The 22,764-nt window shown below is 70.8% G+C and carries 20 protein-coding genes and 1 pseudogene; 14 read left to right on the forward strand and 7 right to left on the reverse strand.

All coding sequences use genetic code 11. The features are described 5' to 3' along the window. Positions 1 to 56: 56 nt before the first annotated feature. The 4 genes from OG379_RS05945 (at position 57) to mug (ending at position 3,923) form a co-directional block, all read left to right on the forward strand. Positions 57 to 893 (forward strand): SGNH/GDSL hydrolase family protein, encoded by an 837-nt coding sequence (locus tag OG379_RS05945; protein WP_393757030.1) that lies wholly within the window; start codon positions 57 to 59, stop codon positions 891 to 893. A 124-nt stretch (positions 894 to 1,017) separates the two neighbouring features. Continuing rightward, positions 1,018 to 1,818, forward strand: coding sequence for an SAM-dependent methyltransferase (locus tag OG379_RS05950; protein ID WP_405660060.1), 801 nt, complete (start codon positions 1,018 to 1,020; stop codon positions 1,816 to 1,818). Positions 1,819 to 1,915: 97 nt separating this feature from the next. Next, a complete protein-coding gene (purB, locus tag OG379_RS05955; RefSeq protein ID WP_405660062.1) occupies positions 1,916 to 3,358 on the forward strand; it encodes an adenylosuccinate lyase in 1,443 nt (480 codons plus the stop codon). A gap of 19 nt (positions 3,359 to 3,377) precedes the next feature. Next, entirely contained in the window at positions 3,378 to 3,923 is a 546-nt protein-coding gene (gene mug / locus OG379_RS05960; RefSeq protein WP_405660064.1) for a G/U mismatch-specific DNA glycosylase, read from the forward strand. 200 nt (positions 3,924 to 4,123) lie between these two features. Here mug and OG379_RS05965 read toward each other — a convergent pair whose 3' ends face one another. From OG379_RS05965 to OG379_RS05975, 3 genes are all read right to left on the reverse strand, one after another. Then, on the reverse strand, positions 4,124 to 4,561 hold the full coding sequence (locus OG379_RS05965; RefSeq protein WP_405660066.1) for a hypothetical protein: 438 nt from the start codon (positions 4,559 to 4,561) through the stop codon (positions 4,124 to 4,126). A 128-nt stretch (positions 4,562 to 4,689) separates the two neighbouring features. After that, a complete protein-coding gene (locus tag OG379_RS05970; protein ID WP_405660069.1) occupies positions 4,690 to 5,433 on the reverse strand; it encodes an ABC transporter permease in 744 nt (247 codons plus the stop codon). 5 nt (positions 5,434 to 5,438) lie between these two features. Continuing rightward, entirely contained in the window at positions 5,439 to 6,374 is a 936-nt protein-coding gene (locus OG379_RS05975; protein ID WP_405660072.1) for an ATP-binding cassette domain-containing protein, read from the reverse strand. 107 nt (positions 6,375 to 6,481) lie between these two features. On the opposite strand from OG379_RS05975, the gene OG379_RS05980 reads away from it, so the two are divergent. The 3 genes from OG379_RS05980 to OG379_RS05990 all read left to right on the forward strand — a co-directional run bounded on the left by OG379_RS05980 (position 6,482) and on the right by OG379_RS05990 (position 9,606). Then, complete coding sequence (locus OG379_RS05980) at positions 6,482 to 7,660, forward strand: sensor histidine kinase (protein ID WP_405660074.1); 1,179 nt, start codon at positions 6,482 to 6,484, stop codon at positions 7,658 to 7,660. Positions 7,661 to 7,664: 4 nt separating this feature from the next. Then, entirely contained in the window at positions 7,665 to 8,315 is a 651-nt protein-coding gene (locus tag OG379_RS05985) for a response regulator (protein ID WP_393757046.1), read from the forward strand. 133 nt (positions 8,316 to 8,448) lie between these two features. Beyond that, positions 8,449 to 9,606, forward strand: coding sequence for an ROK family protein (locus tag OG379_RS05990; protein WP_405660077.1), 1,158 nt, complete (start codon positions 8,449 to 8,451; stop codon positions 9,604 to 9,606). 154 nt (positions 9,607 to 9,760) lie between these two features. Here the strand turns inward: OG379_RS05990 and OG379_RS05995 are convergent, their stop codons facing one another. Together OG379_RS05995 and OG379_RS06000 are read right to left on the reverse strand one after the other, a co-directional pair. Then, on the reverse strand, positions 9,761 to 10,528 hold the full coding sequence (locus OG379_RS05995; RefSeq protein ID WP_405660079.1) for a GntR family transcriptional regulator: 768 nt from the start codon (positions 10,526 to 10,528) through the stop codon (positions 9,761 to 9,763). Between the two features lie 278 nt (positions 10,529 to 10,806). Beyond that, on the reverse strand, positions 10,807 to 11,691 hold the full coding sequence (locus tag OG379_RS06000) for an RNA polymerase sigma-70 factor (protein WP_393757050.1): 885 nt from the start codon (positions 11,689 to 11,691) through the stop codon (positions 10,807 to 10,809). A gap of 145 nt (positions 11,692 to 11,836) precedes the next feature. On the opposite strand from OG379_RS06000, the gene OG379_RS06005 reads away from it, so the two are divergent. After that, a complete protein-coding gene (locus OG379_RS06005; RefSeq protein WP_405660082.1) occupies positions 11,837 to 12,700 on the forward strand; it encodes an alpha/beta fold hydrolase in 864 nt (287 codons plus the stop codon). A gap of 63 nt (positions 12,701 to 12,763) precedes the next feature. Here OG379_RS06005 and OG379_RS06010 read toward each other — a convergent pair. Next, positions 12,764 to 13,564 (reverse strand): annotated as a pseudogene (locus OG379_RS06010) (DMT family transporter); the annotation flags it as partial. Between the two features lie 47 nt (positions 13,565 to 13,611). Here OG379_RS06010 and OG379_RS06015 point away from each other — a divergent pair. The 3 genes from OG379_RS06015 to OG379_RS06025 all read left to right on the forward strand — a co-directional run bounded on the left by OG379_RS06015 (position 13,612) and on the right by OG379_RS06025 (position 18,366). After that, a complete protein-coding gene (locus OG379_RS06015; RefSeq protein WP_405660084.1) occupies positions 13,612 to 15,099 on the forward strand; it encodes a PLP-dependent aminotransferase family protein in 1,488 nt (495 codons plus the stop codon). Positions 15,100 to 15,234: 135 nt separating this feature from the next. Next, a complete protein-coding gene (locus OG379_RS06020; RefSeq protein ID WP_405660087.1) occupies positions 15,235 to 16,815 on the forward strand; it encodes an alkaline phosphatase D family protein in 1,581 nt (526 codons plus the stop codon). A 147-nt stretch (positions 16,816 to 16,962) separates the two neighbouring features. Then, complete coding sequence (locus tag OG379_RS06025) at positions 16,963 to 18,366, forward strand: GNAT family N-acetyltransferase (protein WP_405660089.1); 1,404 nt, start codon at positions 16,963 to 16,965, stop codon at positions 18,364 to 18,366. On the opposite strand, the gene OG379_RS06030 is transcribed toward OG379_RS06025, so the two are convergent. Further along, entirely contained in the window at positions 18,296 to 19,516 is a 1,221-nt protein-coding gene (locus OG379_RS06030) for a trans-sulfuration enzyme family protein (RefSeq protein WP_405660091.1), read from the reverse strand. The two genes, OG379_RS06025 and OG379_RS06030, sit on opposite strands and share 71 nt — an antisense overlap. 59 nt (positions 19,517 to 19,575) lie before the next feature. Here OG379_RS06030 and OG379_RS06035 point away from each other — a divergent pair, with 59 nt between their 5' ends. The 3 genes from OG379_RS06035 to OG379_RS06045 all read left to right on the forward strand — a co-directional run bounded on the left by OG379_RS06035 (position 19,576) and on the right by OG379_RS06045 (position 22,757). Then, positions 19,576 to 20,058 (forward strand): Lrp/AsnC family transcriptional regulator, encoded by a 483-nt coding sequence (locus OG379_RS06035; RefSeq protein ID WP_405660093.1) that lies wholly within the window; start codon positions 19,576 to 19,578, stop codon positions 20,056 to 20,058. Positions 20,059 to 20,114: 56 nt separating this feature from the next. Further along, positions 20,115 to 21,803 carry a DUF885 domain-containing protein gene (locus OG379_RS06040; protein ID WP_405660095.1) on the forward strand — a complete coding sequence of 563 codons (1,689 nt, stop codon included), beginning with the start codon at positions 20,115 to 20,117 and terminating at the stop codon, positions 21,801 to 21,803. Between the two features lie 84 nt (positions 21,804 to 21,887). After that, positions 21,888 to 22,757: an ATP-grasp domain-containing protein gene (locus OG379_RS06045; RefSeq protein WP_405660097.1), complete on the forward strand. Its 870-nt coding sequence runs from the start codon at positions 21,888 to 21,890 to the stop codon at positions 22,755 to 22,757. The last annotated feature ends 7 nt before the right edge of the window (positions 22,758 to 22,764 follow it).

Consider the following 22,764-nt stretch of genomic DNA (forward strand, 5'->3'; position numbering starts at 1 on the left):
CGTGCTCCCGCGGCCCCCTGGTGAGGGGCCGCGGTCGCGGTACGATCGGCAGCGCCATGGAATTGAATGCCTCCTACACCAGTCTTGTCGCGGTCGGCGACTCGTTCACCGAGGGCATGTCGGACCTGCTGCCGGACGGTTCCTACCGCGGCTGGGCCGACGTCCTCGCCGCCCGCCTCGCGGCACGCGCACCCGGCTTCCGGTACGCCAATCTCGCCGTACGGGGAAAGCTCATCGGCCAGATCGTGGACGAGCAGGTCTCGATCGCCGCCGCACTGCAGCCGGATGTGATCACCCTCGTCGGCGGGCTCAACGACACCTTGCGGCCCAAATGCGACATGGGCATGGTCCGCGGCCGGCTGGAGGAGGCGGTGGAGCGACTCGCGCCGGCGTGCAAGACCTTGGTGCTGATGCGCAGCCCGGGCCGGAACGGTCCGGTGATGGAACGTTTCCGTCCGCGCATGGAGGAGCTGTTCTCGCTGGTCGGCGACTTGGCCGAGCGCCATGGCGCGGTGGTGACCGACCTGTACGGCGCGCCGTCGCTGGGAGATCCGCGGATGTGGGACGTGGACCGGCTGCACCTGACGGCCGAGGGACACCGCAGGGTCGCGGAGGCGGTCTGGCAGACGCTGGGGCTGCCCGCGGAGAGCGACTGGCAGACCCCGATGCCGGTGTCCGCGCCCGCTCGGTGGGCACAGCGGCGGATCGACGACGTACGGTTCGCCCGGCACCATCTGATGCCCTGGATCGGGCGGCGCCTGACCGGGCGCTCGTCCGGCGACGGCCGGGCAGGCGCGCAGTTCGACTCGGAGCTGGGCAAGGCGTACTGGATCACTCCCGCGGACACGGCGAGCCCGGGGCCGGTGACCGGTTGGCGTCGACTGGACGGCTGACCGGTTCGCGCCGGCTTGACTGCTGACCGGTTGGCGCAGTTGTTCCTGTTGCGCATGTGACTGGTGGGGCAGCATGGGCGTTCAGCGCGCAGGACCACCCTGGGCACCGGAGCGGAGAGTGCCCATGAGCGGCGTACCGGACATCCAGGAACCGGCGGACGGGATCGACACCGGCACGCCTCACTCGGCACGGGTCTGGAACTACTGGCTGGGCGGCAAGGACAACTACGAAGTGGACCGTCGGCTCGGCGCGACGATGGAAGAGCTCTATCCGCAGATCATCGACATCGCCCGGGCTTCCCGCCGCTTCCAGGCCCGGGCGGTGCGTTATCTGGCCGGGGAGGCGGGGATCCGGCAGTTCCTCGATCTCGGCACCGGCCTGCCGACCGCGAACGCGACGCACGAGGTCGCGCAGGCCGTCGCCCCGGCGGCGCGCGTGGTGTACGTGGACCACGACCCGATTGTGCTGGCCCACGCGCGCGCACTGCTGACGAGCAGCCCGGAGGGCGCCACGAACTACGTGCACGCGGATCTCAGGGACACGGACGCCGTGCTTCGGGAGGCCGCCCGGACTCTGGATCTTCAGCAGCCGGTGGCGCTGATGGTGCTCTCCACCTTGGGACACATCGCCGACCCGGGTGAGGCTGCCGCCCTTCTGCGCGGCTACCTCGACGCGGTCCCCGCCGGAAGCTTCCTGATGCTGTGCGACACCATCGAGACCGAGGAGACCCGGGCGGCTTCCGACGAGTACGCCAGCGGTGGTGCCATGCCGTACATCTCACGCCCCAAGGCGGTTGTGCGTTCCTTCGCGGAGGGGCTGGATCTCGTCGAACCCGGATTCGGGTCGATCAGCCTGTGGCGCCCCGAGGAGCCTCCGGCGGGTGAGCCCGTGGACCAGTGGGGCTTCGTGGCCGCGAAGCCCTGAAAAGCCGGCGGACCGGAGACCTGTGCCGGCCCTCGTAGGAAGCCACATACCGGCCCGCGGCGCGGACCTGCAGAAACCGCCAGTAGAATCCGGACACGTGACTGCTGTGTCTGCGAAGCCTCGCATCCCCAATGTCCTGGCCGGCCGCTATGCCTCTACGGAGCTGGCCGTCCTCTGGTCCCCCGAGCAGAAGGTGAAGCTGGAACGTCAGCTGTGGCTGGCGGTGCTGCGCGCTCAGAAGGACCTCGGGATCGAGGTACCCGACGCGGCGCCGACCGACTACGAGCGTGTGATCGACCAGGTCGACCTCGCCTCGATCGCCGAGCGCGAGAAGGTCACCCGGCACGACGTGAAGGCGCGGATCGAGGAGTTCAACGCTCTCGCCGGCCATGAGCAGGTCCACAAGGGCATGACCTCCCGGGACCTCACCGAGAACGTCGAGCAGCTGCAGATCCGGCTCTCGCTGGAGCTGATGCGCGACCGCACGGTGGCGGTTCTGGCGCGGCTGGGCAAGCTGGCGGCGGAGTACAGCGAGCTGGTCATCGCGGGTCGCTCGCACAACGTCGCCGCACAGGCGACCACGCTCGGCAAGCGCTTCGCCACCGCCGCGGACGAGCTGCTGGTGGCTTACGGGCGCCTGGAGGACCTGCTGGGCCGCTACCCGCTGCGCGGCATCAAGGGCCCCGTCGGGACGGCGCAGGACATGCTGGACCTGCTGGGCGGAGACGCGAGCAAGCTCGCCGACCTGGAGCAGCGCGTCGCCGGCCATCTCGGCTTCGCGCACGCCTTCACCTCCGTCGGCCAGGTCTATCCCCGTTCCCTCGACTACGACGTGGTCACCGCGCTGGTGCAGCTGGCCGCCGCGCCGTCGTCGGTCGCCAAGACCATCCGGCTGATGGCCGGACACGAGCTGGTGACGGAGGGCTTCAAGCCGGGCCAGGTCGGCTCGTCGGCGATGCCGCACAAGATGAACACGCGCTCCTGCGAGCGGGTCAACGGGCTGATGGTGATCCTGCGCGGCTACGCGTCGATGACGGGCGAGCTGGCGGGTGACCAGTGGAACGAGGGCGACGTGTCCTGTTCCGTGGTCCGCCGGGTCGCGCTGCCGGATGCCTTCTTCGCATTCGACGGTCTGCTGGAGACGTTCCTCACCGTGCTCGACGAGTTCGGCGCGTTCCCCGCGGTCGTCGCGCGTGAGCTGGACCGCTACCTCCCCTTCCTCGCCACGACCAAGGTGCTGATGGCCTCGGTGCGGGCAGGGGTCGGCCGCGAGGTCGCGCACGAGGCCATCAAGGAGAACGCGGTCGCCTCGGCTCTCGCCATGCGGGAGCAGGGAGCGGAGCGCAACGAGCTGCTGGACAAGCTGGCGGCCGACGAGCGCATTCCGCTCGACCGCGGTGAGCTCGATGCCCTCATGGCGGACAAGCTCTCGTTCACCGGCGCGGCGGGCGATCAGGTCGCCGCTCTGGTGTCCAGGATCGAGGAGATCGCCAAGCAGCACCCGGAGGCCGCGGCCTACACCCCCGGCTCCATTCTCTGACGGCCGGCTCCACAGCCGTATGACACCCGATGAGCTGCAGGCCGCCCGCGACCGCGTCGTACCCGACGTCGTCGCGGGCGGTCTGCGTGTGCTGTTCTGCGGAATCAACCCGAGCCTGATGACCGCGGCTACGGGGCACCATTTCGCTCATCCCGGCAATCGGTTCTGGCCGGTGCTGCATCTGTCGGGCTTCACGCCCAGGCAGCTGAAACCGTCGGAACAGGATCAGCTTCTGGGCTACGGCCTGGGCATCACCAATGTGGTGTCCAGAGCCACCGCACGGGCGGACGAGTTGAGGCCGGAAGAATTCCGTGCGGGCGGAGAAGTACTTTCGGCCAAGGTGGAAGCGCTGGCCCCGCGGCTGCTGGCCGTGGTCGGGGTTACCGCCTACCGCTCGGCCTTCGGCGACCGCAGTGCGCGGATCGGCCCGCAGGAGCGGACCATCGGCGGCGCGCGTGTCTGGGCGCTGCCCAACCCGAGCGGCCTGAACGCACACTGGACCGTGAGCACCATGGCGGAGGAGTACGCCCGCCTGTCGGCGGCGGCTGAGCAGAACGGCTCGTAACAGGCCACCTGACTCGCCACGTGGCGGACGAGCGACAGGGCTACTGCGCAGGCGACGGCGGCCCTTCCGGCATTCGGCGCGTGCGGCGTGCGTGCGACGTGCGGTATGCGTGCGACGTGCGGGCAACGCGCGGCGTGCGGGCGACGTGCGGGCAACGCGCGGGTGAGTACGGATAGCGCGCTTACGGAGTCGTAGGTGGGTCAGGGCGGGTCGACCACAGTGACCAGCACTCCCAACTCGCAACCCGGTCCGTCATCCTCCAGGTAGAGCACGACGGCGACCCACCGGTCCTCCGCGCGCCACAGCTGAAGATGCTCACAACTCGCGACGGGGTCGGCCCAGGGCTCGGCTATCACCTCCCCTGTCATCATCCGTTCCTGCGCGCTCCACAGGCTGACAATCTGCGGTTCTCCCCAGCGCATGGTGAGCAGTGCGAGCAGGGCGTCGTGTTCCGCCAGGCATTGCGCGCGGCGTTCGAGGCGGTCCACCTCGTCCCCGTCCCTGTGGTCGTCCTCGCTGAGGAGAAGCGCCGTGTGGTAGCCAGGTCCGCTGCTTCCCGAGCCCGCCGGGACGCGCTCCAAGGGGAATTCCCTGGTGCGCATCCCGTCGATGAGGCGGAGATGATGTGCGGTGGTCATACCGTCAGTAAACCGCCCCGCACTGACACATGGCGTCACACCGATCCTCCCCCGCCTTTCCCGGGTACAGAAAGCCGGCCTCCAGGCACCGCGGTGACCGCGCTGTTCGCACCCCTCTTACCGCACTCTCAGGCGTCTCGCGTCCGGAGTCTCCACCAGCCGGCGAGCAGGGCGGCGCCGGCCCATGCCGCGGTCACTGCCAGACCTGCCCACGGTCCGAGGCTTCCGTCCGGATCCTGGTGGAGCACCAATTGCCCTGCCTGATCGGGAAGATATCGGGCGATGCCCCCCGCGATGTCTCCGACGACGAAGGAGACGATCAGCAGGAAAGGGATGAGCGTACTGAGCACGGCGACAGCACTGCGCAGCACCGCCGTCAGTCCTGCGGCGAACAGGGCGATCAGCGCGAGATAGATCCCGCCTCCGAACGACGCGCGGAGCGCCCCGGGGTCCCCCAGGCCGATCGCGTACTCACCCATGAACATCTGTCCCACCAGAAACGTGGCGAAGCTGGTAACCATCCCCATGGCGAGGGCGAGACCGCCGACCACCGACATCTTCGCGGCGTAGAGAAGGCCTCGTCGGGGTACGGCCGAGAGGGATATACGCAGACCTCCGTTCAGGAACTCGGAGGACAGAGCCGTCGCCCCGAAGCTTATGGCCGCGATCTGGCCGAAGTTCAGTGCGTAGAAGGCCGAGAGCAGCAGATCATGGCCGGCGTCGTCAGCCTCTGCCTGCCCCACGGTGGCGAACGCGAGCACCGTGACGGCAAGTGTGGCAGCGAATACCGCTATCAGTGAGAACAGTACGGACCGCACCGATTTGATCTTGATCCATTCGGAGCGCAGTACCGCCGTGGTCGGAGTGGTCACGATGGTCAGACCTCCTGGCGTGGGGCCGGCGATGCGGCCGCCGCGAATTCTGATTCGTCCGTGGTGAGATCGAGGTAGGCCTCCTCCAAGGTTGGCTGCAGGTCTATGAGTTCGAGCAGGGGAATGCCTTCGACCGCGGCTGCGGCGCCGACCTCCTCCGCCTTGGCCCCGTCGACGGTCCAGCGTCCGTCGTCCTCACGCACCGGCGTGTATCCCTTGCGGATCAGGACTTCGCAGAGCCGGGTGGCGTCGGTGGTGCGGAGCCGGACACCTGGCCGGCCGCGGGAGTCGAGGAATTCCTGCATCGGCAGATCTGCGAGGAGCCGTCCTCGGCCGAGCACGATCAGGTGGTCGGCGAACGAGGAGGTCTCGTTCATCAAGTGGCTGGAGACCAGGACGGTGCGGCCCTCGCGGGCCATGCCGCGCATCAGCTCGCGGATCCAGATGATGCCTTCCGGATCCAGCCCGTTCGACGGTTCGTCCAGCATCACCACGTCCGGCTCACCGAGCAGCGCTCCCGCGATCCCGAGGCGTTGTCGCATTCCGAGCGAGAACGTCTTGATCCTCCGTCTCGCGACCGCTGCGAGGCCCGTTTCCTCCAGGACCTCGTCGGCCCTGCTCTCGGCTATGCCGTTGCTCACCGCGAGAGTGAGCAAGTGGTCCCGCGCGGTGCGTGAGCCGTGGGCTGCCTGGGCGTCGAGCAGGGCGCCCACCCGGCGAAGCGGACTTCCCAGCGAGGCGTACGCCCGCCCGCCGATGGTGGCGGTGCCGGCTGTGGGCCGGTCCAGGCCCAGGACGAGTCGCATGGTGGTGGACTTGCCCGCCCCGTTGGGCCCGAGAAAGCCTGTCACGCGGCCCGGTCTCACGCTGAACGTGAGCTGGTCCACGGCGCGAGTGGGCCCGTAGTCCTTGGTGAGTTCGTGGACGTCGATGCTGGTCATGTGCCAAGCCTGGCTGCCTGCCGCCGGCTGCGGCCTCCCCCGCCAGGGTGGTTCGTCTCCCTCGCTCGGGGGAGCCCTCCGTGCCCCTGCGCTGAGACGATGGCGGCATGCGCCACTTCCTCGGGCCGCTGGCCGCGCCCGTCACGTACAGCCGCTGGCTGCATCTCCTCATTCCGTCCGCGGTCGTCAGCCTATGGATGTTCATCGCCATCGACACTCCGTGGGTACCGATGCCCTTCGTCTTCGCGGTTCCGGTCGGGCTGCTGCCCGCGATGCGCCTTGCCGAAGGGATACAGGCGCAGCTCCTCCTCACCCCCGGGGAGCGCGGCCGGCCGGACCCCACCATCTCCGCCGCACCCGCGGGCACGTGGGGGGACCGCTGGCGCACCGTGGCCTGGCTCGAGGTCAGGCTGCTGCTCACGGCGGCGGTGGGCTTCGCCACCGTGTGGCTGTCGACGACCACGTTCGACCTCATCAGTGTCTCGGTGGGTGCGACTCCGAGCGTGGACTGGCTGACGGACTTCCTCGAAGTGCGGTGGCTGTGCGGGCTGCTGGCCCCGCTGCCGGTCCTGATACTTCTCGGATGGGTCGTCCTGTGCGGAGAGGTGGCCACCGCGGCCGCCCGCGGGCTGCTGGGGCCCTCGCCGACGGAGCGGCTGACCGCTCTGGAGGAGCGCACCGAGCAGCTTCTGGAGCGAAACCGCATAGCGCGCGAGCTTCATGATTCGATCGGACACGCGCTCACGGTCGCGGTCGTGCAGGCGGGGGCTGCCAGGACGGCGGGCAATCCGGAGTTCACCGCTCGGGCCCTCGCCGCCATCGAGGAGACGGGGCGCCAGGCACTGGACGATCTGGAGCGTGTCCTGCGCGTGTTGAGGGAGTCGAATCCTCCCGCCGGGGCTTACCCGACCCTGGTCGAAGCCGACCGGCTGCTGGATTCGGCCCGCGGCTCCGGCGTGAAGATGGACGTGGAAATGACCGGGCCGCTCGATCTGGTCCCCGGCCCGGTGTCCCGTGAGGGCTACCGGATTCTGCAGGAGTCGCTCACCAATGTGCTGCGTCATGCCGGCGCCGTTCCCGTACGGGTGAGGATCGCCGTGGCGAAGGAGAGGCTGGAGCTGGAGGTGGCCAACCCGCTCGCGGCATCGGCCCGTGCCCCGAGCAGCGGCAGCGGGCTGCGGGGTATACGGGAGAGGGCCGCCCTGCTGGGTGGCCAGGCCAGAACGGGCCCGCACGAAGGGGAATGGATCGTGCACGCGAGCCTTCCGCTGGACCGCATACGCTGACCGGATGCCGGTCACCGTACTTCTCGTCGACGACGAACCTCTGGTGCGCGCGGGGCTCCGCGCGGTCCTGGAAGCGCAGGACGACATCGAGGTGGTGGGTGAGGCCGCCGACGGTGCGGCCGTGATCCCTCTCGTCAGCAGGCTCCGGCCCGACGTCGTGGCCATGGATGTGCGCATGCCCCTGATGGACGGCATCGAGGCGACCCGGCTGGTGCTGCGCACCGTTACCGATCCGCCGAAGATCTTGGTGGTGACCACATTCGAGAACGACGAGTACGTCTACGAGGCGCTGCGGGCAGGGGCGGACGGGTTTCTGCTCAAGCGGGCCCGGCCCGCAGAGATCGTTCACGCGGTGAGGCTGGTTGCCGAAGGTGAGTCGCTGCTGTTCCCCGCAGCGGTCCGGCAGCTCGCCGCGGACTACGGCACGAGCAAGGCGCGGGACGCGATGGTCCGGGCGGCGCTCACCGACCGCGAGGCGGCAGTGCTCCGCCTCATGGCACGGGGCCGGTCCAACGCGGAGATCGCCGCCGAGCTCGTCGTGGGTGTGGAGACCGTGAAGTCACATGTCAGCGCCGTGCTTGCGAAGTTGGGTGCCAGGGACCGCACACAAGCAGTGATCGCAGCCTACGAGTCAGGCTTCGTAGCTCCCCGCTGACCCTCGGCGTTCCTACTGCACCCCTCCCCAGGCCCGGACCGGTGCCGGTTGTCTCTCTACGGGTGCTGCTCGCCGAGGTCGGGGTCAGCGAGTACGATCCGGCAGACATGGGCACGACCTGGGAGGACACACGGTGGGCAGGCTGACCGGTGGGGACCCGTCTCTGCTGCGGAGGATCAATTCCGCGGTGGTGCTGCATGCCCTGCGAGGGGCGGATTCGCCCACGCTCACGGACCTGACCCGCATCACAGGTCTGTCGCGCCCCACGGTCGAAGGTGTCGTCGAGGGGCTCTTCGCGGCGGGCCTGGTGGTGGAGGCGCTGCCCGACGAGAGCGGAACCAGGCGCCAGGGCCGGCCTGCCAGGCGCTTCAGGTTCCGCGCCGAGGCCGGGTTCCTGCTGGGCATCGAGATAGGCCCGCACCGGGTCTCCGCCCTGCTGTCCGGGCTGGACGGCCGGATCGTCGGCGCCGGCTCACGGGACGTCTCCGAGACGGCGTGTGCGGATGACAGACTCGACCAGGTCAGAGGCATGATCGCCGATGTGCTGCGCCGCACCGGCGTGCAGCGGAGCAGCTTGCGCGCGGTCGGCGTGGGCAGCCCCGGCATCGTGGAGGCCGACGGCACCGTCCGACTGGGCACCGCTCTGCCGGACTGGACCGGTCTCGCGCTCGGCGAAAGACTGCGGCGTTCCTTCCGGTGCCCCGTCCTGGTGGAGAACGACGCCAACGCGGCCGCGGTGGCCGAACACTGGAAGGGCGCGGCGACCGAGTCGGACGACGTCGTCTTCGTCCTGGCGGGTTTGAGCCCGGGCGCCGGGTCGCTGATCGGCGGGCGACTGCACCGTGGGTTCGGTGGTGCGGCCGGAGAGATCGGCGCACTGCATCTCCTCGGCCGCGATGTCACACCGGAGCACCTGCTCTCCACGACGGACACCCCGCTGGACCCTCTGGACGAGCATGCCGTCGCCGCGGTCTTCGCCAAGGCCAAACACGGCGATGCGCGGGCGCAGGCCGCGGTCGCACGGTTCATCCAGCGTCTGATGCACGATGTCGCGGCTCTGGTGCTGGCGCTCGATCCGGAGCTCGTGGTCATCGGCGGTTGGGCCGCCGGCCTGGACGGTGTTCTCGACCCGCTCCGCGACGAGCTCGCCCGCTACTGCCTGCGGCCGCCGCGGGTGACCCTCTCCCTCCTCGGAGAGGCGGCTGTCGCCACGGGCGCGCTGCGGCTGGCCCTGGACCATGTGGAGGAACAGCTCTTCGCCGTGGAAGGAACGGTGACGGCCCGCCGCTGACGGCGACGGGCCGTGAAGAAACGGGATCGGCCCCCTGCACCCGGGCAGGACTTCCGGGCAAACCCCCGTCCGGGAAGCCGTGACGGAACTCCGTGAGGGACCCCGCGTCCGGGAAGCAGGCTCCCGGCGACGTCGGGTGCAGGTCTCCCGAACGTCAGGAGGCTTTGCGCTCCTGCTCGTCGTGGCTGATCTCCAGCGCGCCGGAATCCCCGAAGGTGAGCCGGCAGGTGTCGGCCCTGTATGTGGCTACGGAGACCGCTGCCGTTCCTGCGGCGGCGAAATGCCGGGTGGTGACCACGAGAACCGGGGCGCCGGGGAGCCGGTCGAGCTCCTTCGCGTCGTCCGCGCGGGCCGAACCGAGCTCGACCGAGCGGTCCTGGCCGTCGAGGTCGAGGCGGTGCAGTTCCCGCAGGACTTTGCGGGCCCGGACAGGCCCTGACGGCGCTTCGATGGCTGACAGCTCGGGGACGGAAGACGTCGGCACGTAGAGGAGTTCGGCCGCCACGGCCTGCCCCTGAGCGACCCGGATGCGGCGCACCACATGCACAGGTTCCCCGGCGTCCGTACCGAGCAGCGCGGCGACCGCCGGAGGAGCCGTGTCCGTGGAGCACTCGATGGGCTGCCACGCGTCGTCCGTGTCGCCGCCCGCCCATCCCTGCTGTGCGGTGGCAACAGCCACGCCGACCCGGGGCGGGGCGACGGTGGTGCCCACGCCGCGGCGCCGCTGCAGCCTGCCTTCGAGTTCGAGCTGCTCCAGCGCCTGGCGGAGGGTGGCCCTGGCTACGCCGAAGCGCGCCGCGAGGTCCCGCTCGTTGGGCAGGACCTCTCCCACCGCGAAGTCCGAGTCGAGTGCCTCACTGAGCACGGTCTTGAGGTGCCAGTACTTCGGCTCCTGCACCGATTCCAGCTGCGTGGTCCCCACCCTGTCCTCCGCATCCGCCCGGTGGCTTGTATTCCGCGACGTTATTTATTAAAGGTTCCTGCCTTATCGTTCAGACCTTAGGACGGCGAACCACCTTGGTCAAGACCAATCCTCGCGCCGTGACGCAGCGAAACGATCCACTGCCGCAGAGCGTTCACGGGACGTTCGTATGGTGACGGGCGCAGGCAACACGAAGCCCCACGGCCGACACCATCGGTGAGGGTCGTGGGGCTGGGTGGGGCGCATGAGTCCCTGGGCCGGGGCTTCCGCCCGCGCCACTAACCCGCGCGCACCGCTGCCAGTTTGTCCGGGTTGCGGATGACGTAGACACACTGGATGACTCCGTCGCCGACCTCGGCCTGGAACACCGTGTCCACCTCTCCCTTCACACTGAACACCAGGGCGGGACCGCCGTTGAGTTCCAGGATGCGGACCTCCGTCGCGGCAGACAGGTCCTGGCCCACCGCGATGAGGAAGCGGCCGACCTTGTCAGCCGTCTCGATGACCCGCCGCGGCGCCCTCGCCTTGCCTCCGCTGTCGCTGACGAGGCGCACGTCGGGAGCCAGCAGGGCCAGCAGTTGCTCCAGGTCCCCGCCCGAGGCGGCGGCGAGGAAGCGCTCGGTGAGATCGCGCCGCACGGCCGGGTCCACGTCGTACCGCGGCTTGCGCTCCTCCACGTGGCGCTTGGCACGGCCGGCCAGCTGCCGTACCGCCGCCTCGGACCGTTCGAGAGCGGCGCCGATCTCCGCATACGGGAAACCGAAGGCCTCGCGCAGGACGAAGACGGCACGCTCCAGCGGGGAAAGGGTCTCGAGGACGACCAGCACGGCGAGGGACACGGAGTCGGCGAGCACCACGCGGTCGGCGGAGTCAGGGACGGCCGGACCGAATTCGGTGGCCACGGGTTCGGGCAGCCACGGCCCGACGTAGGCCTCGCGCCGGGACCTCAGGTGGCGCAGCCGGTCGATGGCCAGCCGCGTGGTGATCCGGACGAGAAAGGCCCGCGGCTCCCGCACATCCTCACGCTCCGCCGACGACCAGCGCAGCCACGCCTCCTGCACCACGTCCTCGGCGTCGGCGACGCGGCCGAGCATGCGGTAGGCGACCCCGGTGAGGAAGGGCCGGTGTTCTTCGAAGGGATCGGTCGCTGTGTCGGCAGTCACTCATCCATCCCAGCCGACGCGCCTGAGGGTGTCCAGCGGGAATCGCGCTCTCCCCTTGAACTACGAGCTACCCGGCGGTAATCATTGTTGACGAGGCGTCTCATTCCTTCCGCCCCGACCCGGCAGGCTCGTCCCGAGGAGCAGCATGGCCGCCACGATCTCGTTCGCAGTGGACTCCCCCGTCGGCCGGCGTACGGTCGATGTGTCGTACGAACGGACTGGTTCGGGCGAACCGTTGGTGCTGCTGCACGGCATCGGTCATCACCGTCAGGCATGGGATCCGGTCGTGCGCATCCTGGCGGCCGAGCGGGACGTCATAGCGGTGGACCTGCCCGGGTTCGGCGCCTCACCGGCGCTGCCGCAGGGGCTCGACCATGATCTGCGGACCATGGTTCCGGTGCTCGGCTCGTTCTTCGACGCGCTCGGCGTGGCGCGGCCACATGTGGCCGGTAACTCTCTGGGAGGCCTGCTGGCACTGGAGTTGGGGCGCGAGAAGCTCGTCCGTTCGGTGACGGCGCTGTCCCCCGCCGGCTTCTGGACCCGGAGCGAGCGCCGCTACGCCTTCGGGGTGCTGCGGGCGATGCGCGGAGCGGCCCTCTCGATGCCGATGCCGCTGATCGAGCGGCTGTCGCAGAGCTCACCCGGCCGGGCCGCACTGACCAGCACCATCTACGCGCGCCCCGGCCGCCGTTCACCGGGCGCGGTCGTGTCGGAGACCGTCGCCCTGCGCGAGGCCACCGCGTTCCGGCAGACTCTGGCGGCCGGTCTGACCGTCGCGTTCACCGACGACGTACCGGACGTCCCCGTCAGCATCGCCTGGGGCGACAAGGACCGGCTGCTCCTGCGCCGGCAGGGCGTCAGGGCCAAGCACGTGATACCGGGCGCGCGCCTCGTGCGCCTTCCGGACTGCGGCCATGTCCCGATGAACGACGCCCCGGCCGCCGTCGCGCGGGTCATCCTCGACACGAGCCGCCGACGCACCGGTGCCGCCCCGTCCCAGAACGCCTGATCCCAGCGCCACCCCCAGACCCACCAGAAGGCTGCCCACGCCCTGACCCACGCCGTACGTCCCCGTACCGACCAGCGGTGCGGTCAGCGCGGCCGATACGGGGATCAGCCCGGAGAAGAGCGTGGCCCGCTCGGCCCCGATGCGCCGCATGCCGCTGTACCAGCACACGAAACCGATGACGGTGACCACTGCCGCCTGCCAGAGCAACGCCAGGCCCTCCCCCACGGTGGGCATCCGCAGAATGCCTCCTCCGTCGAGCAGGACGCCGAGCAGCGCGGATTCCACGGCCGCCACGGCGCACACGACCGCCGACAGCAGTTTCGGTCCGAGGGGCCGCAGCACCGGCACGGCAAGCACCGCGAAGCCGACCTCACCACCGAGTGCGCCCACCGAGTAGAGGACGCCCGCCAGGTCGGTCCGGCCCCAGCCCTGGACGGTGAACGCCCCGACGGCCACGAGACCCGCCGCACACAGAACCGCCCGGGTGGGGCGGCGCCCTTCCATGGCGGGCACGAGGACGCCGACGACGATGGGCGCGCACCCGACGAGCACTCCCGGCACAGCTGGTTCGGCCGTACGTTCCGCCGCCAGGACGGCGAGATTGAAACCGACCATTCCGATGGCGGCGAGAGCCCCCAGGCGGCCCCACTGCCTCCGGGTGAGCGTCCTCAGGACCGCGGCGGGCCGGGGGCCGCCGCCTGAGCGCAGCAATGGCAGGAGCAGCAGGGCGGCCAGGCCGTACCGCACTGCCTGCCCGCCCGCGTACGGGTAGTCGCCGAGGACGCTGTTCGCCGTGAAGGAGGCGCCTACGAGGGTGCAGGCGAAGGCAGCGAGGAGGGCCCCGCGCAAGCGAGTTGCGTTCATGAGGGCGACGCTAGATTCCGTGGCGGTCCCGTTTAAGGTCCACTTCCATGACTTCTTCGGGGACCAATCCACCGCCCGGTCCGGTCTCGCCCGACGGGGGCGGGGACGCTTCAGCCGCCTGGGAACTGCTGCTCCCCGCCGCCTCCGCCCCCGCACGCCGGCGGGGACGCGCGCTGCAGTCGGCCCTGCGTGATGCCGTGCGTTCGGGCCGTCTGGCAGCAGGCACCCGGCTGCCTGCCAGCCGTGAGCTCGCGGCCGATCTCGGGGTGTCGCGCGGCCTGGTGACCGAGGCGTACGAGCAGCTGACGGCGGAGAGTTACCTCCGCGCCGGCCGGGGCGCGGGCACCTGGGTGAGCGGAGCGGTGCGGCCCGCCGCGCAGGGAGCGCGGGATCTGTCACCGTGGGCGCCCGGCCCCCAGGTGGACTTCCGTCCGGGCACCCCGGACCTCGCGCTCTTCCCGCGGACCGCCTGGGCGGCGGCTCATCGCACGGTCCTGGACCGGCTGCCGCACAGCTCCCTCGGCTACCCGGATCCGCGCGGCCTGCCGGAGCTGCGCGTGGCGCTGGCCTCCCTGCTCACCAGGCGCCGTGGCGTGGTGGCCGATCCGGAGCGGCTGGTGGTGTGCTCGGGAGTGGCCCAGGCCACGACCCTGCTGGGGTTCGTCCTGCGCGAGCGCGGCGAAGCAGCGGTCGGTGTCGAGGATCCCGGCAGCCCCGAGCACGCCTCGTTGTTCGCCTCCACCGGCCTGAGGACGCTTCCGCTGCCGCTCGACGACGAAGGACTGGCGGTCGAACCGCTGCTGCGCTCCGGGGTGCGCGCGGTGGTCACGACCCCGGCTCACCAGTTCCCCACCGGCATCGCGTACTCCTCCGGGCGGCGCGGCGAACTGCTCGACTGGGCCCGGCGCACCTCGGGCGTGATCATGGAGGACGACTACGACGGCGACTTCCGCTACGACCGGGCGCCGGTCGGGGCCCTGCAGGGTCTGGACCCGGAACATGTCGTGTACACCGGCTCGGTGAGCAAGTCCCTGGCTCCCGGCCTGCGGCTCGGCTGGCTCATCGCCCCGGCCTCGATGACCGAAGCCATCGTCGCCCGCAAGCGCACGATGGACCTGGGCAACCCGTCGGTCGACCAGGCGGTACTGGCGGACTTCGTCGCCGGCGGCGGCTACGACCGACAGCTGCGCCGCTGTCAGCGCGCGTACCGGGAGCGCCGCGACACCCTTACGGAAGCCCTGGCCAGGCACTTCCCGGGGGCGGAGGTCAGCGGGATCTCCGCGGGTCTGCACATCATCGCCCGGCTGCCGGAACGATTCGGGCCGCAGGACGAGTTCCTGCGGCGGGCGGCGGGCGCCGGCATCGCGCTGCGTCCGCTGAGCGACTGCACGGCGGGCGAGGCGCGGGACAGCACGGTCCGTCTGGTGCTCGGTTACGCGCAGCTGGCGCCCGCCGTCGTGGAGCACGGTGTCCGGCTCCTGGCCGAGGCGGTCCGAGACGGCCGGGCACCCCGGGTCCCGGTGGTCGAGGCATAGGGGCGGAGGGGCGGACCGACCGGTTGTTCATCTGTGGTTGGCGTGCCCGCCGCCACCAGGTATTAGGCATAGGGCTGCAGTCAGCCTGTACGCCCCCGCTGTCCCGGCAGCCCTCTCGCCCATGGAGGCGCATCGATGTCGAACCGTCCCCTCGTCCCGGCCCCCGGCCGCCGCACCGTCCTGCGTGGCTCGCTCCTGGCCTCGGCGGCGGTCGCCGTGCCGGCCGCGGTCACCACGGCTCCCGCTTTCGCGCTGTCGGGCCGGCCGAGCGCGTCCTGGGGCGTGCAGGTCGGTGATGTCACGGCGTCGTCCGCCCTCGTCTGGGTCCGTTCGGACCGCCCCGCGCAGATGGTGGTGGAGACCTCCGCGACCGAGTCCTTCCGCCGGGCCCGCACATGGCACGGCCCGCTGGTCGACGCACGTACGGACTTCACCGGCACGACCCCGCTGTACGGCCTGCCGGCCGGCGAGCAGGTGCACTATCGCGTCACGCTCGCGGACCCGCACGACCCGCGTCGCACGGGAAAGCCGGTGTACGGAACCTTCCGCACGGCACCTGCGCGCCGGCGTGACGGGGTGCGATTCCTCTGGTCCGGCGACATCGCGGGCCAGGGGTGGGGCATCAACCCCGACATCGGCGGCTACCGGGTGTACGACGAAATGCGCCGCCTGGACCCGGACTTCTTCCTCTGCAGCGGCGACAACATCTATGCCGACGGAGTGATCGAGCCCAGCGTGACGCTGCCCGACGGCCGGATCTGGCGCAACATCACGACCCCGGAGAAGTCGAAGGTCGCCGAGACCCTGGCCGAGTACCGCGGGAACTTCCGGTACAACCTGCTCGACGACAACCTGCGGGAGTTCAACGCGCAGGTCCCCTCCGTCATCCAGTGGGACGACCACGAGGTGCGGAACAACTGGTACCCGGGCCAGATCCTCGACGACGCCCGTTACACGGAGAAGAACGTGGACCTGCTCGCCACGCGCTCGATGCGGGCGTTCCGAGAGTACTTCCCGGTCACGACGCTCCAGGGATCGCCGGACGAGCGGCGCATGCACCGCGTGGTGCGGCACGGTCCGCTGCTCGATCTGTTCGTGCTGGACATGCGGTCCTTCCGCAACGCCAACTCCCCCGGCAGGCAGCCCGACGACACCCAGGGCATCCTCGGCGCCGAGCAACTGCGCTGGCTCCAGCGCGAGCTGTCGCGGTCCCGTGCGGTGTGGAAGGTGATCGCCGCCGACATGCCGCTGGGGCTGGTGGTCCCCGACGGAGCCACGGACTTCGAGGCGGTCGCCCAGGGAGACCCGGGCGCACCGCTGGGGCGCGAACTGCAGATCGCGGAGCTGCTGCGCTACATCAAGCACCGGCGTATCACCGGTACCGTCTGGCTGACGGCCGACGTGCACTACACCTCCGCCCAGCATTACGCCCCCGAGCGCGCGGCCTTCAAGGACTTCGCGCCGTTCTGGGAGTTCGTCTCGGGCCCTCTGGCGGCGGGCAGCTTCCCGGCCAACGCGCTGGACGGGACATTCGGCCCGGAGCGGGTCTTCGTCCGGGCACCCGACCGGCAGAACGTCTCCCCCATGGAACAGCCGCAGTTCTTCGGAGAGGTCGACATCGACGGCGGGAGCGGGGAGCTGACCGTGCGGCTGCGGGCGCAGGGCGGCACGGTCCTGTTCAGCAAGGTGCTGCAGCCGGGGCGCACCGGACAGTGAGTTCCGACCTTGGGGGGGCCGGACGGGCTCGTCGGCGGTGCGAGGACGAGGACACGAAAAAGGTGCTGAAGGCGACCAGATCCACACGTAACCCATCAGTCACAATGCGTTCGTGATCAGGCAACACCGTTCGGTCACAGTGAAGGCATGACTGATGTGACATCCGCGAAGAGTGCCCGCCGTCCGCACCACTGGCGGCGGGACCTGATCGAGCTGGCCGCCCTCTTCACGGCCGTGGCCGTGGCCGACGCGATCGCCAACCTGATCGGGCACCAGCCCGACGGGCCCTATCTGCTCATGGCGTCGGCCGTGGCTCTGGCCGCCACGGCCGCCTTCCACACGTGGTGGGCGCGGCGGCACAGTCACGCACCACCCCCGGACACCGATACCGGCGCCGGCCCGGGGCGTCTCTCCGCCGACGCCGAGGAAACCGTAGGGACCGACGAGCCCGCCGAAACGGTGCTCTGGCGGATGCGGACGACCGTGCGGGACACGCCGGGCGCCCTGGCCGCCCTCTGCATCGCCCTGGCCCGTCACCGGATCGACATCCTGACCCTGCAGACCCACCCCCTGGCCGAGGGCACCGTCGACGAGTTCCTGCTGCGTGCGCCCGCGACGCTGCCGGCCCAGCAGCTCACCCGGGAGGTCTCCGCCGCCGGCGGGTCCGCCACCTGGATCGAGCGCGCGGACGCCCACGACCTGGTGGACACGCCCACCCGGGTCCTCGGCCTCGCCACCCGCACCGCGCTGGACGCGGCCGAACTCCCGCTGGCCCTGCGCCAGCTCCTGGGCCGGTGCACCATCCACTCGCTGCCCGCCCTGTCCATCACCGGCCGCCCCACCGGGGAGAGCGCACCGGTGGAAGGTGTCCTCGAGGAGACCGTGATGAGGCTGCGCGATCCGTCGGGCGGTGTCATCACCGTGGAGCGCCCCTACCTCCCCTTCACCCCGACGGAGTTCGCCCGTGCCCGTGCGCTGGTCGAGCTCGACGCGCGGCTCGGCCCGCGCGTCCCGCGCAGCGAGGACGTCCTCACCCTGCCGGAGGGCAACGAGATCACCGTGCGCCGCGCGGACCGCGACGACCTCGACGCGGCCCTCGCCATGCACGGACGCTGCTCCGAGCACACCCTGGGCCTGCGCTACCACGGTCCGGTCCGTGACGCCGACCGGTATCTGGACCACCTGCTCAGTCCCCGTTTCGGCCGCACACTCGCCGTGCAGACGGCCTCCGGCCGGCTGGTGGCGCTCGGCCACCTGCTCTGGGACGGGGACGATACCGAGGTAGCCCTCCTCGTCGAGGACGACTGGCAGCGCCGCGGCATCGGCTCCGAGCTCCTCGGCCGGCTGGTGGCCCTGGCTGTCGAGGCGGGCTGCGAGAGCGTCTACGCGGTGACGCAGGCCCACAACACGGGGATGGTGGCCGCCATGCGGGCGCTCTCGCTGCCTCTCGACTACCAGATCGAGGAAGGCACCCTGGTCATCACCGCACGGCTGGCCGCGGCTCCCGCCCAGCAGTTCGCGCCGCCTGCGGAACAGCGCTTCCGTCACTGAGCGCCTGGCACAGATCCGCCCAGAGGTCCTCGACGTCCTCCAGGCCGACGGACATACGCAGCAGACGGTCACCGACACCGGCGGCCCTCCGGTCTCCTTCACCCACGATGCGGTGGCTGATGGAGGCCGGATGCTGGATGAGGGTGTCCACGCTGCCGAGGCTCACGGCGGGCGTGATCAGCCGGACCCCCGCGATGACCCGGTGCGGCTCCCCGAACACCTCGAAGGACACCATCGCGCCGCCCACCTCCGGGTAGTGCACGCGGGCCACGCGGGGGTCGGCCGAGAGCCTGCGGGTCAGTTCGGCGGCGGAGGCCGAAGCGGCCCGGATCCGTACCGGCAGGGTAGACAGCCCGCGCAGCAGCAGATATCCGGCCATCGGATGCAGCACGCCGCCGGTGGCGAACCGGACCTGGCGCAGGGTCGCGGCGAACTCCTCGTCGCAGGCCACGACTCCACCCATCACATCACCGTGACCGCCCAGGTACTTGGTGGCACTGTGCAGCACGATCCGGGCCCCGTGTTCGAGGGGCCGCTGCAGCACGGGCGTGGCGAAGGTGTTGTCGACGAGGAGCGGCACGGAGCCGCAGGAGTGTGCCACGGCCCTGATGTCGATCTCGGCCAGCGTCGGATTGGCGGGCGTCTCCACCATCACCAGACCGGTGTCCGGGCGGATCGCGTCGGCGATGCCCGCCGGATCCGTCCACGTCACCTCGGTGCCCAGCAGTCCGGCGCTCAGGAGGTGGTCGCTGCAGCCGTAGAGCGGCCGCACCGCGACCACATGACGCAGCCCCAGGCTCGCGCGGGCCAGCAGGACAGCGGTGAGCGCCGCCATCCCGCTGGCGAACGCGACCGCGCTGTCCGCTCCTTCCAGCCGGGCCAGTGCCGTTTCGAAGCGGCCCGTCGTCGGGTTGTCGAGCCGTGCGTAGACAGGCGGGCCGTCGGGCCTGGCCCCGGTGGTGGCGAAGGCGTCGATGCGCGCGGCCTCGCCCCGGGAGTCGTACGAGGGATAGGTGGTGGACAGGTCGATCGGCGCGGCGTGCAGGCCGAGAGAGGCGAGGTCGTCGCGTCCGGCGTGCACGGCTTCGGTGGCGAGCGCCCTGGACCGGAAGGGGGGCTGGGATGTCAGCGAGGAGGCTTCGGTGTCCATGTCACCAGCCTGAACAGCAACCGGCCCGAGGCATCGGAACGCCGTGCTACGTTCGCCCGATGCCTGAATCCGTCGTTCTCGATCCGGTTGATCTGCACATTCTGCGGCTGCTGCAGAACGATGCGCGGACGACGTACAGGGAGCTGGCCGCAGAAGTCGGAGTGGCCCCGTCCACATGTCTGGACCGTGTGGCACGGCTGCGCCGGTCCGGTGTGATCCTCGGGCACCGGCTGCGGCTCGATCCGGCGCGGCTCGGCAGGGGCCTGGAGGCGCTCCTGCTGGTCCAGGTCCGGCCGCACCGCAGGGAGCTCATCGGCCCCTTCGTCGAACGGGTCAGGGCGCTGCCCGAATCCAGGGCGTTCTTCCACCTCACCGGACCCGACGACTATCTGGTGCATGTGGCCGTCGCCGACCCGACGGACCTGCAGCGCTTGGTGCTGGACGAGTTCACCTCACGCCGCGAGGTGGCGCGCGTGGAGACCCGGCTGATCTTCCAGCAGTGGGAGTGCGGCCCTCTGATGCCGCCGGCGACCGGCGCGTGATCCGAAGTCCTGTTTCCCCGTGACGCGGAGGCCTTCTCCGTACGAGGATGTCCCACATGTCAGACACATCGAGCAGCGCACTGCCGCGCCAGGTCGCCGACGCCTACGTCGACGCATACATCGAACTCGACCCGATCACAGGTACCTATCTCGGTGTCGCGGAAAGCTCCCGCCGGCTGCCCGATTTCTCGCCCGCCGGCCAGGCCGCCCTGGCCGGACTCATCCGCAGCACCCTCAGTGAACTCGACGCCGCCGAGCAGGTGCCGGGTGCGGACGCCGACGAGGAGCGGCGGTGTGCGCGCCTGCTGCGGGAGCGCCTGACGGCCGAACTCGCCGTCCATGAGGCCGAGGAGGGGCTGCGGGCCGTTTCCAACATCCACTCCCCGGCGCACAGCCTCCGCGACGTGTTCTCGGCGACACCGACGGCGACGGACGATGACTGGGCCGCGGTCGTGGACCGGCTGCGGGCGGTACCGGCGGCGCTGGAGGGGTATCGCGAGTCGCTCGCCCTCGGTCTGGAGCGCAAGCTGTACGGCGGTCCCCGTCCGGCCGCGACGTTCATCGGCCAGTTGGGGACCTGGGCAGGGGAGGACGGCGGGCCCGGATTCTTCCAGGACTTCGTGGCCGGGGGACCCGCGTCGCTGCGCCCCGAGCTGGACGAGGCGGCCGGGCAGGCCGCCGCGGCCCTGGTCGCCCTGCGGGACTGGATGAGGGACGTCTACGCGCCCGCGATCGAGGGCGCCCCCGACACGGTGGGCCGGGAGCGCTACGCCCGCTGGGCACGCCAGTTCAACGGCACGGACCTGGATCTCGACGAGGCGTACGCCTACGGCTGGTCCGAATACCACCGGCTGCTGGCCGAGATGAAGACCGAGGCGGACAAGATCCTCCCCGGCGCGGGCCCCTGGGAGGCGCTCGCCCACCTCGACGTGCACGGCAAGCACATCGAGGGTGTGGAAGAGGTCCGGGTCTGGCTGCAGAGCCTGATGGACGAGGCCATCGAGGCGCTCGACGGCACCCACTTCGAACTCGCCGAGCGCGTGCGGAAGGTGGAGTCCCGGATCGCTCCCGCGGGCGGTGCCGCAGCTCCCTACTACACCGGGCCGTCGGAGGACTTCTCGCGGCCGGGCCGCACCTGGCTCCCCACCATGGGCGAGACCCGTTTCCCCGTGTACGACCTGGTGTCCACCTGGTACCACGAGGGCGTGCCGGGCCACCACCTGCAGATCGCGCAGTGGACGCATGTCGCGGACAGCCTCTCCCGCTATCAGGCGTCGGTCGGCCAGGTCAGCGCCAACGCAGAGGGCTGGGCGCTGTACGCCGAGCGGCTCATGGACGAACTGGGCTTCCTGCCCGACGCCGAGCGCCGCCTCGGTTATCTGGACGCGCAGATGATGCGCGCCTGCCGGGTGATCGTCGACATCGGCATGCATCTGGAGCTGGAGATCCCCGGCGACTCCCCGTTCCATCCTGGTGAGCGGTGGACGCCTGCTCTGGCCGAGGAGTTCTTCGGCAGCCACAGCGGCCGGCCCGCCGACTTCGTGGAGAGCGAGCTGACCCGCTACCTCTCCATGCCGGGGCAGGCCATCGGCTACAAGCTGGGCGAGCGTGCCTGGCTGCTGGGCCGGGAGAACGCCCGGAAGGCACACGGCGACGCGTTCGATCTCAAGGCCTGGCACATGGCGGCCCTGTCGCAGGGGTCGCTCGGTCTGGACGACCTCGTGGAAGAGCTGTCCAGGCTCTGATCCCGGCGGTGCGGGGGCCGGTGCGCGCCGCCGGCCCCCCGCACGCCTCTCTCCCCCACCGCCAGCCCGAAGGATGATGTCCGCATGCCTGCGACCGGCTTTCTGTTCTGCTGCGACCCTCTGCGCCCGCGGCACCCTGATCCTGCGTTCGCCCAGGAAGCGGCCGCGGCACGGCGTGCCGGTGCGCGGACCGCCTCGGTCGACCACGACGCGCTGCTCGCCGGGGATGCGGAGGCGGCCGTCGGCCGGGTACCGCAGGACTCGGGGGCTTACTGGTACCGGGGCTGGATGGTTCCGCCCGCCCGCTACGCGGAGCTGCAGGACGCACTCGCCGCCCGTGGCTGCTCGCTGCTCACCGATGCCCCCGCCTACCGCACTGCCCACGAACTCCCCGGCTGGTACGAGGTGTTCGCCGATCTCACCCCGCGCAGCGTGTGGCGCGCCCTGGCCGCCGGTGAAGCGCTGCCGGAGCCGTCCGTGTGGTCGGGCCTCGCCGGGGGGCTCGGCTCCGGCCCGGGAATCGTCAAGGACTTCGTGAAGTCCCGTAAGCACGAATGGGATGAGGCGTGCTTCGTCCCGGAGCTGGGGGACGAGGAACGGCTCGCTCGCGTCGTCGGCCGGTTCGTCGAACTGCAGGGGGACTTCCTGGCCGGCGGCGTAGTGCTGCGCGCGTACGAACCGTTCGTGCCGGGCGGAGAGGCACGGGTGTGGTGGCTGGACGGCGAGGCGGTGCGGGTGACGGCTCATCCGGACACGCCCGGCCTGCTCCCGGCGCCCGCCCTCGACGCCGTCGGCGAAGCCGTCCGCGCTCTCGGCTGCCGGTGGGTGACCACCGACATGGCGCTGCGGGAGGACGGGGCGTGGCGGGTGGTGGAGGTCGGTGACGGTCAGGTCAGCGGCCTCCCCGCCGGGGACACCGGCGAGGGCCTGTTCGGAGCCCTCACCGGTACCTGACGGCATC

It is taken from the genome of Streptomyces sp. NBC_01166 (assembly GCF_045039765.1).
Taxonomy (GTDB): Bacteria; Actinomycetota; Actinomycetes; order Streptomycetales; family Streptomycetaceae; genus Streptomyces.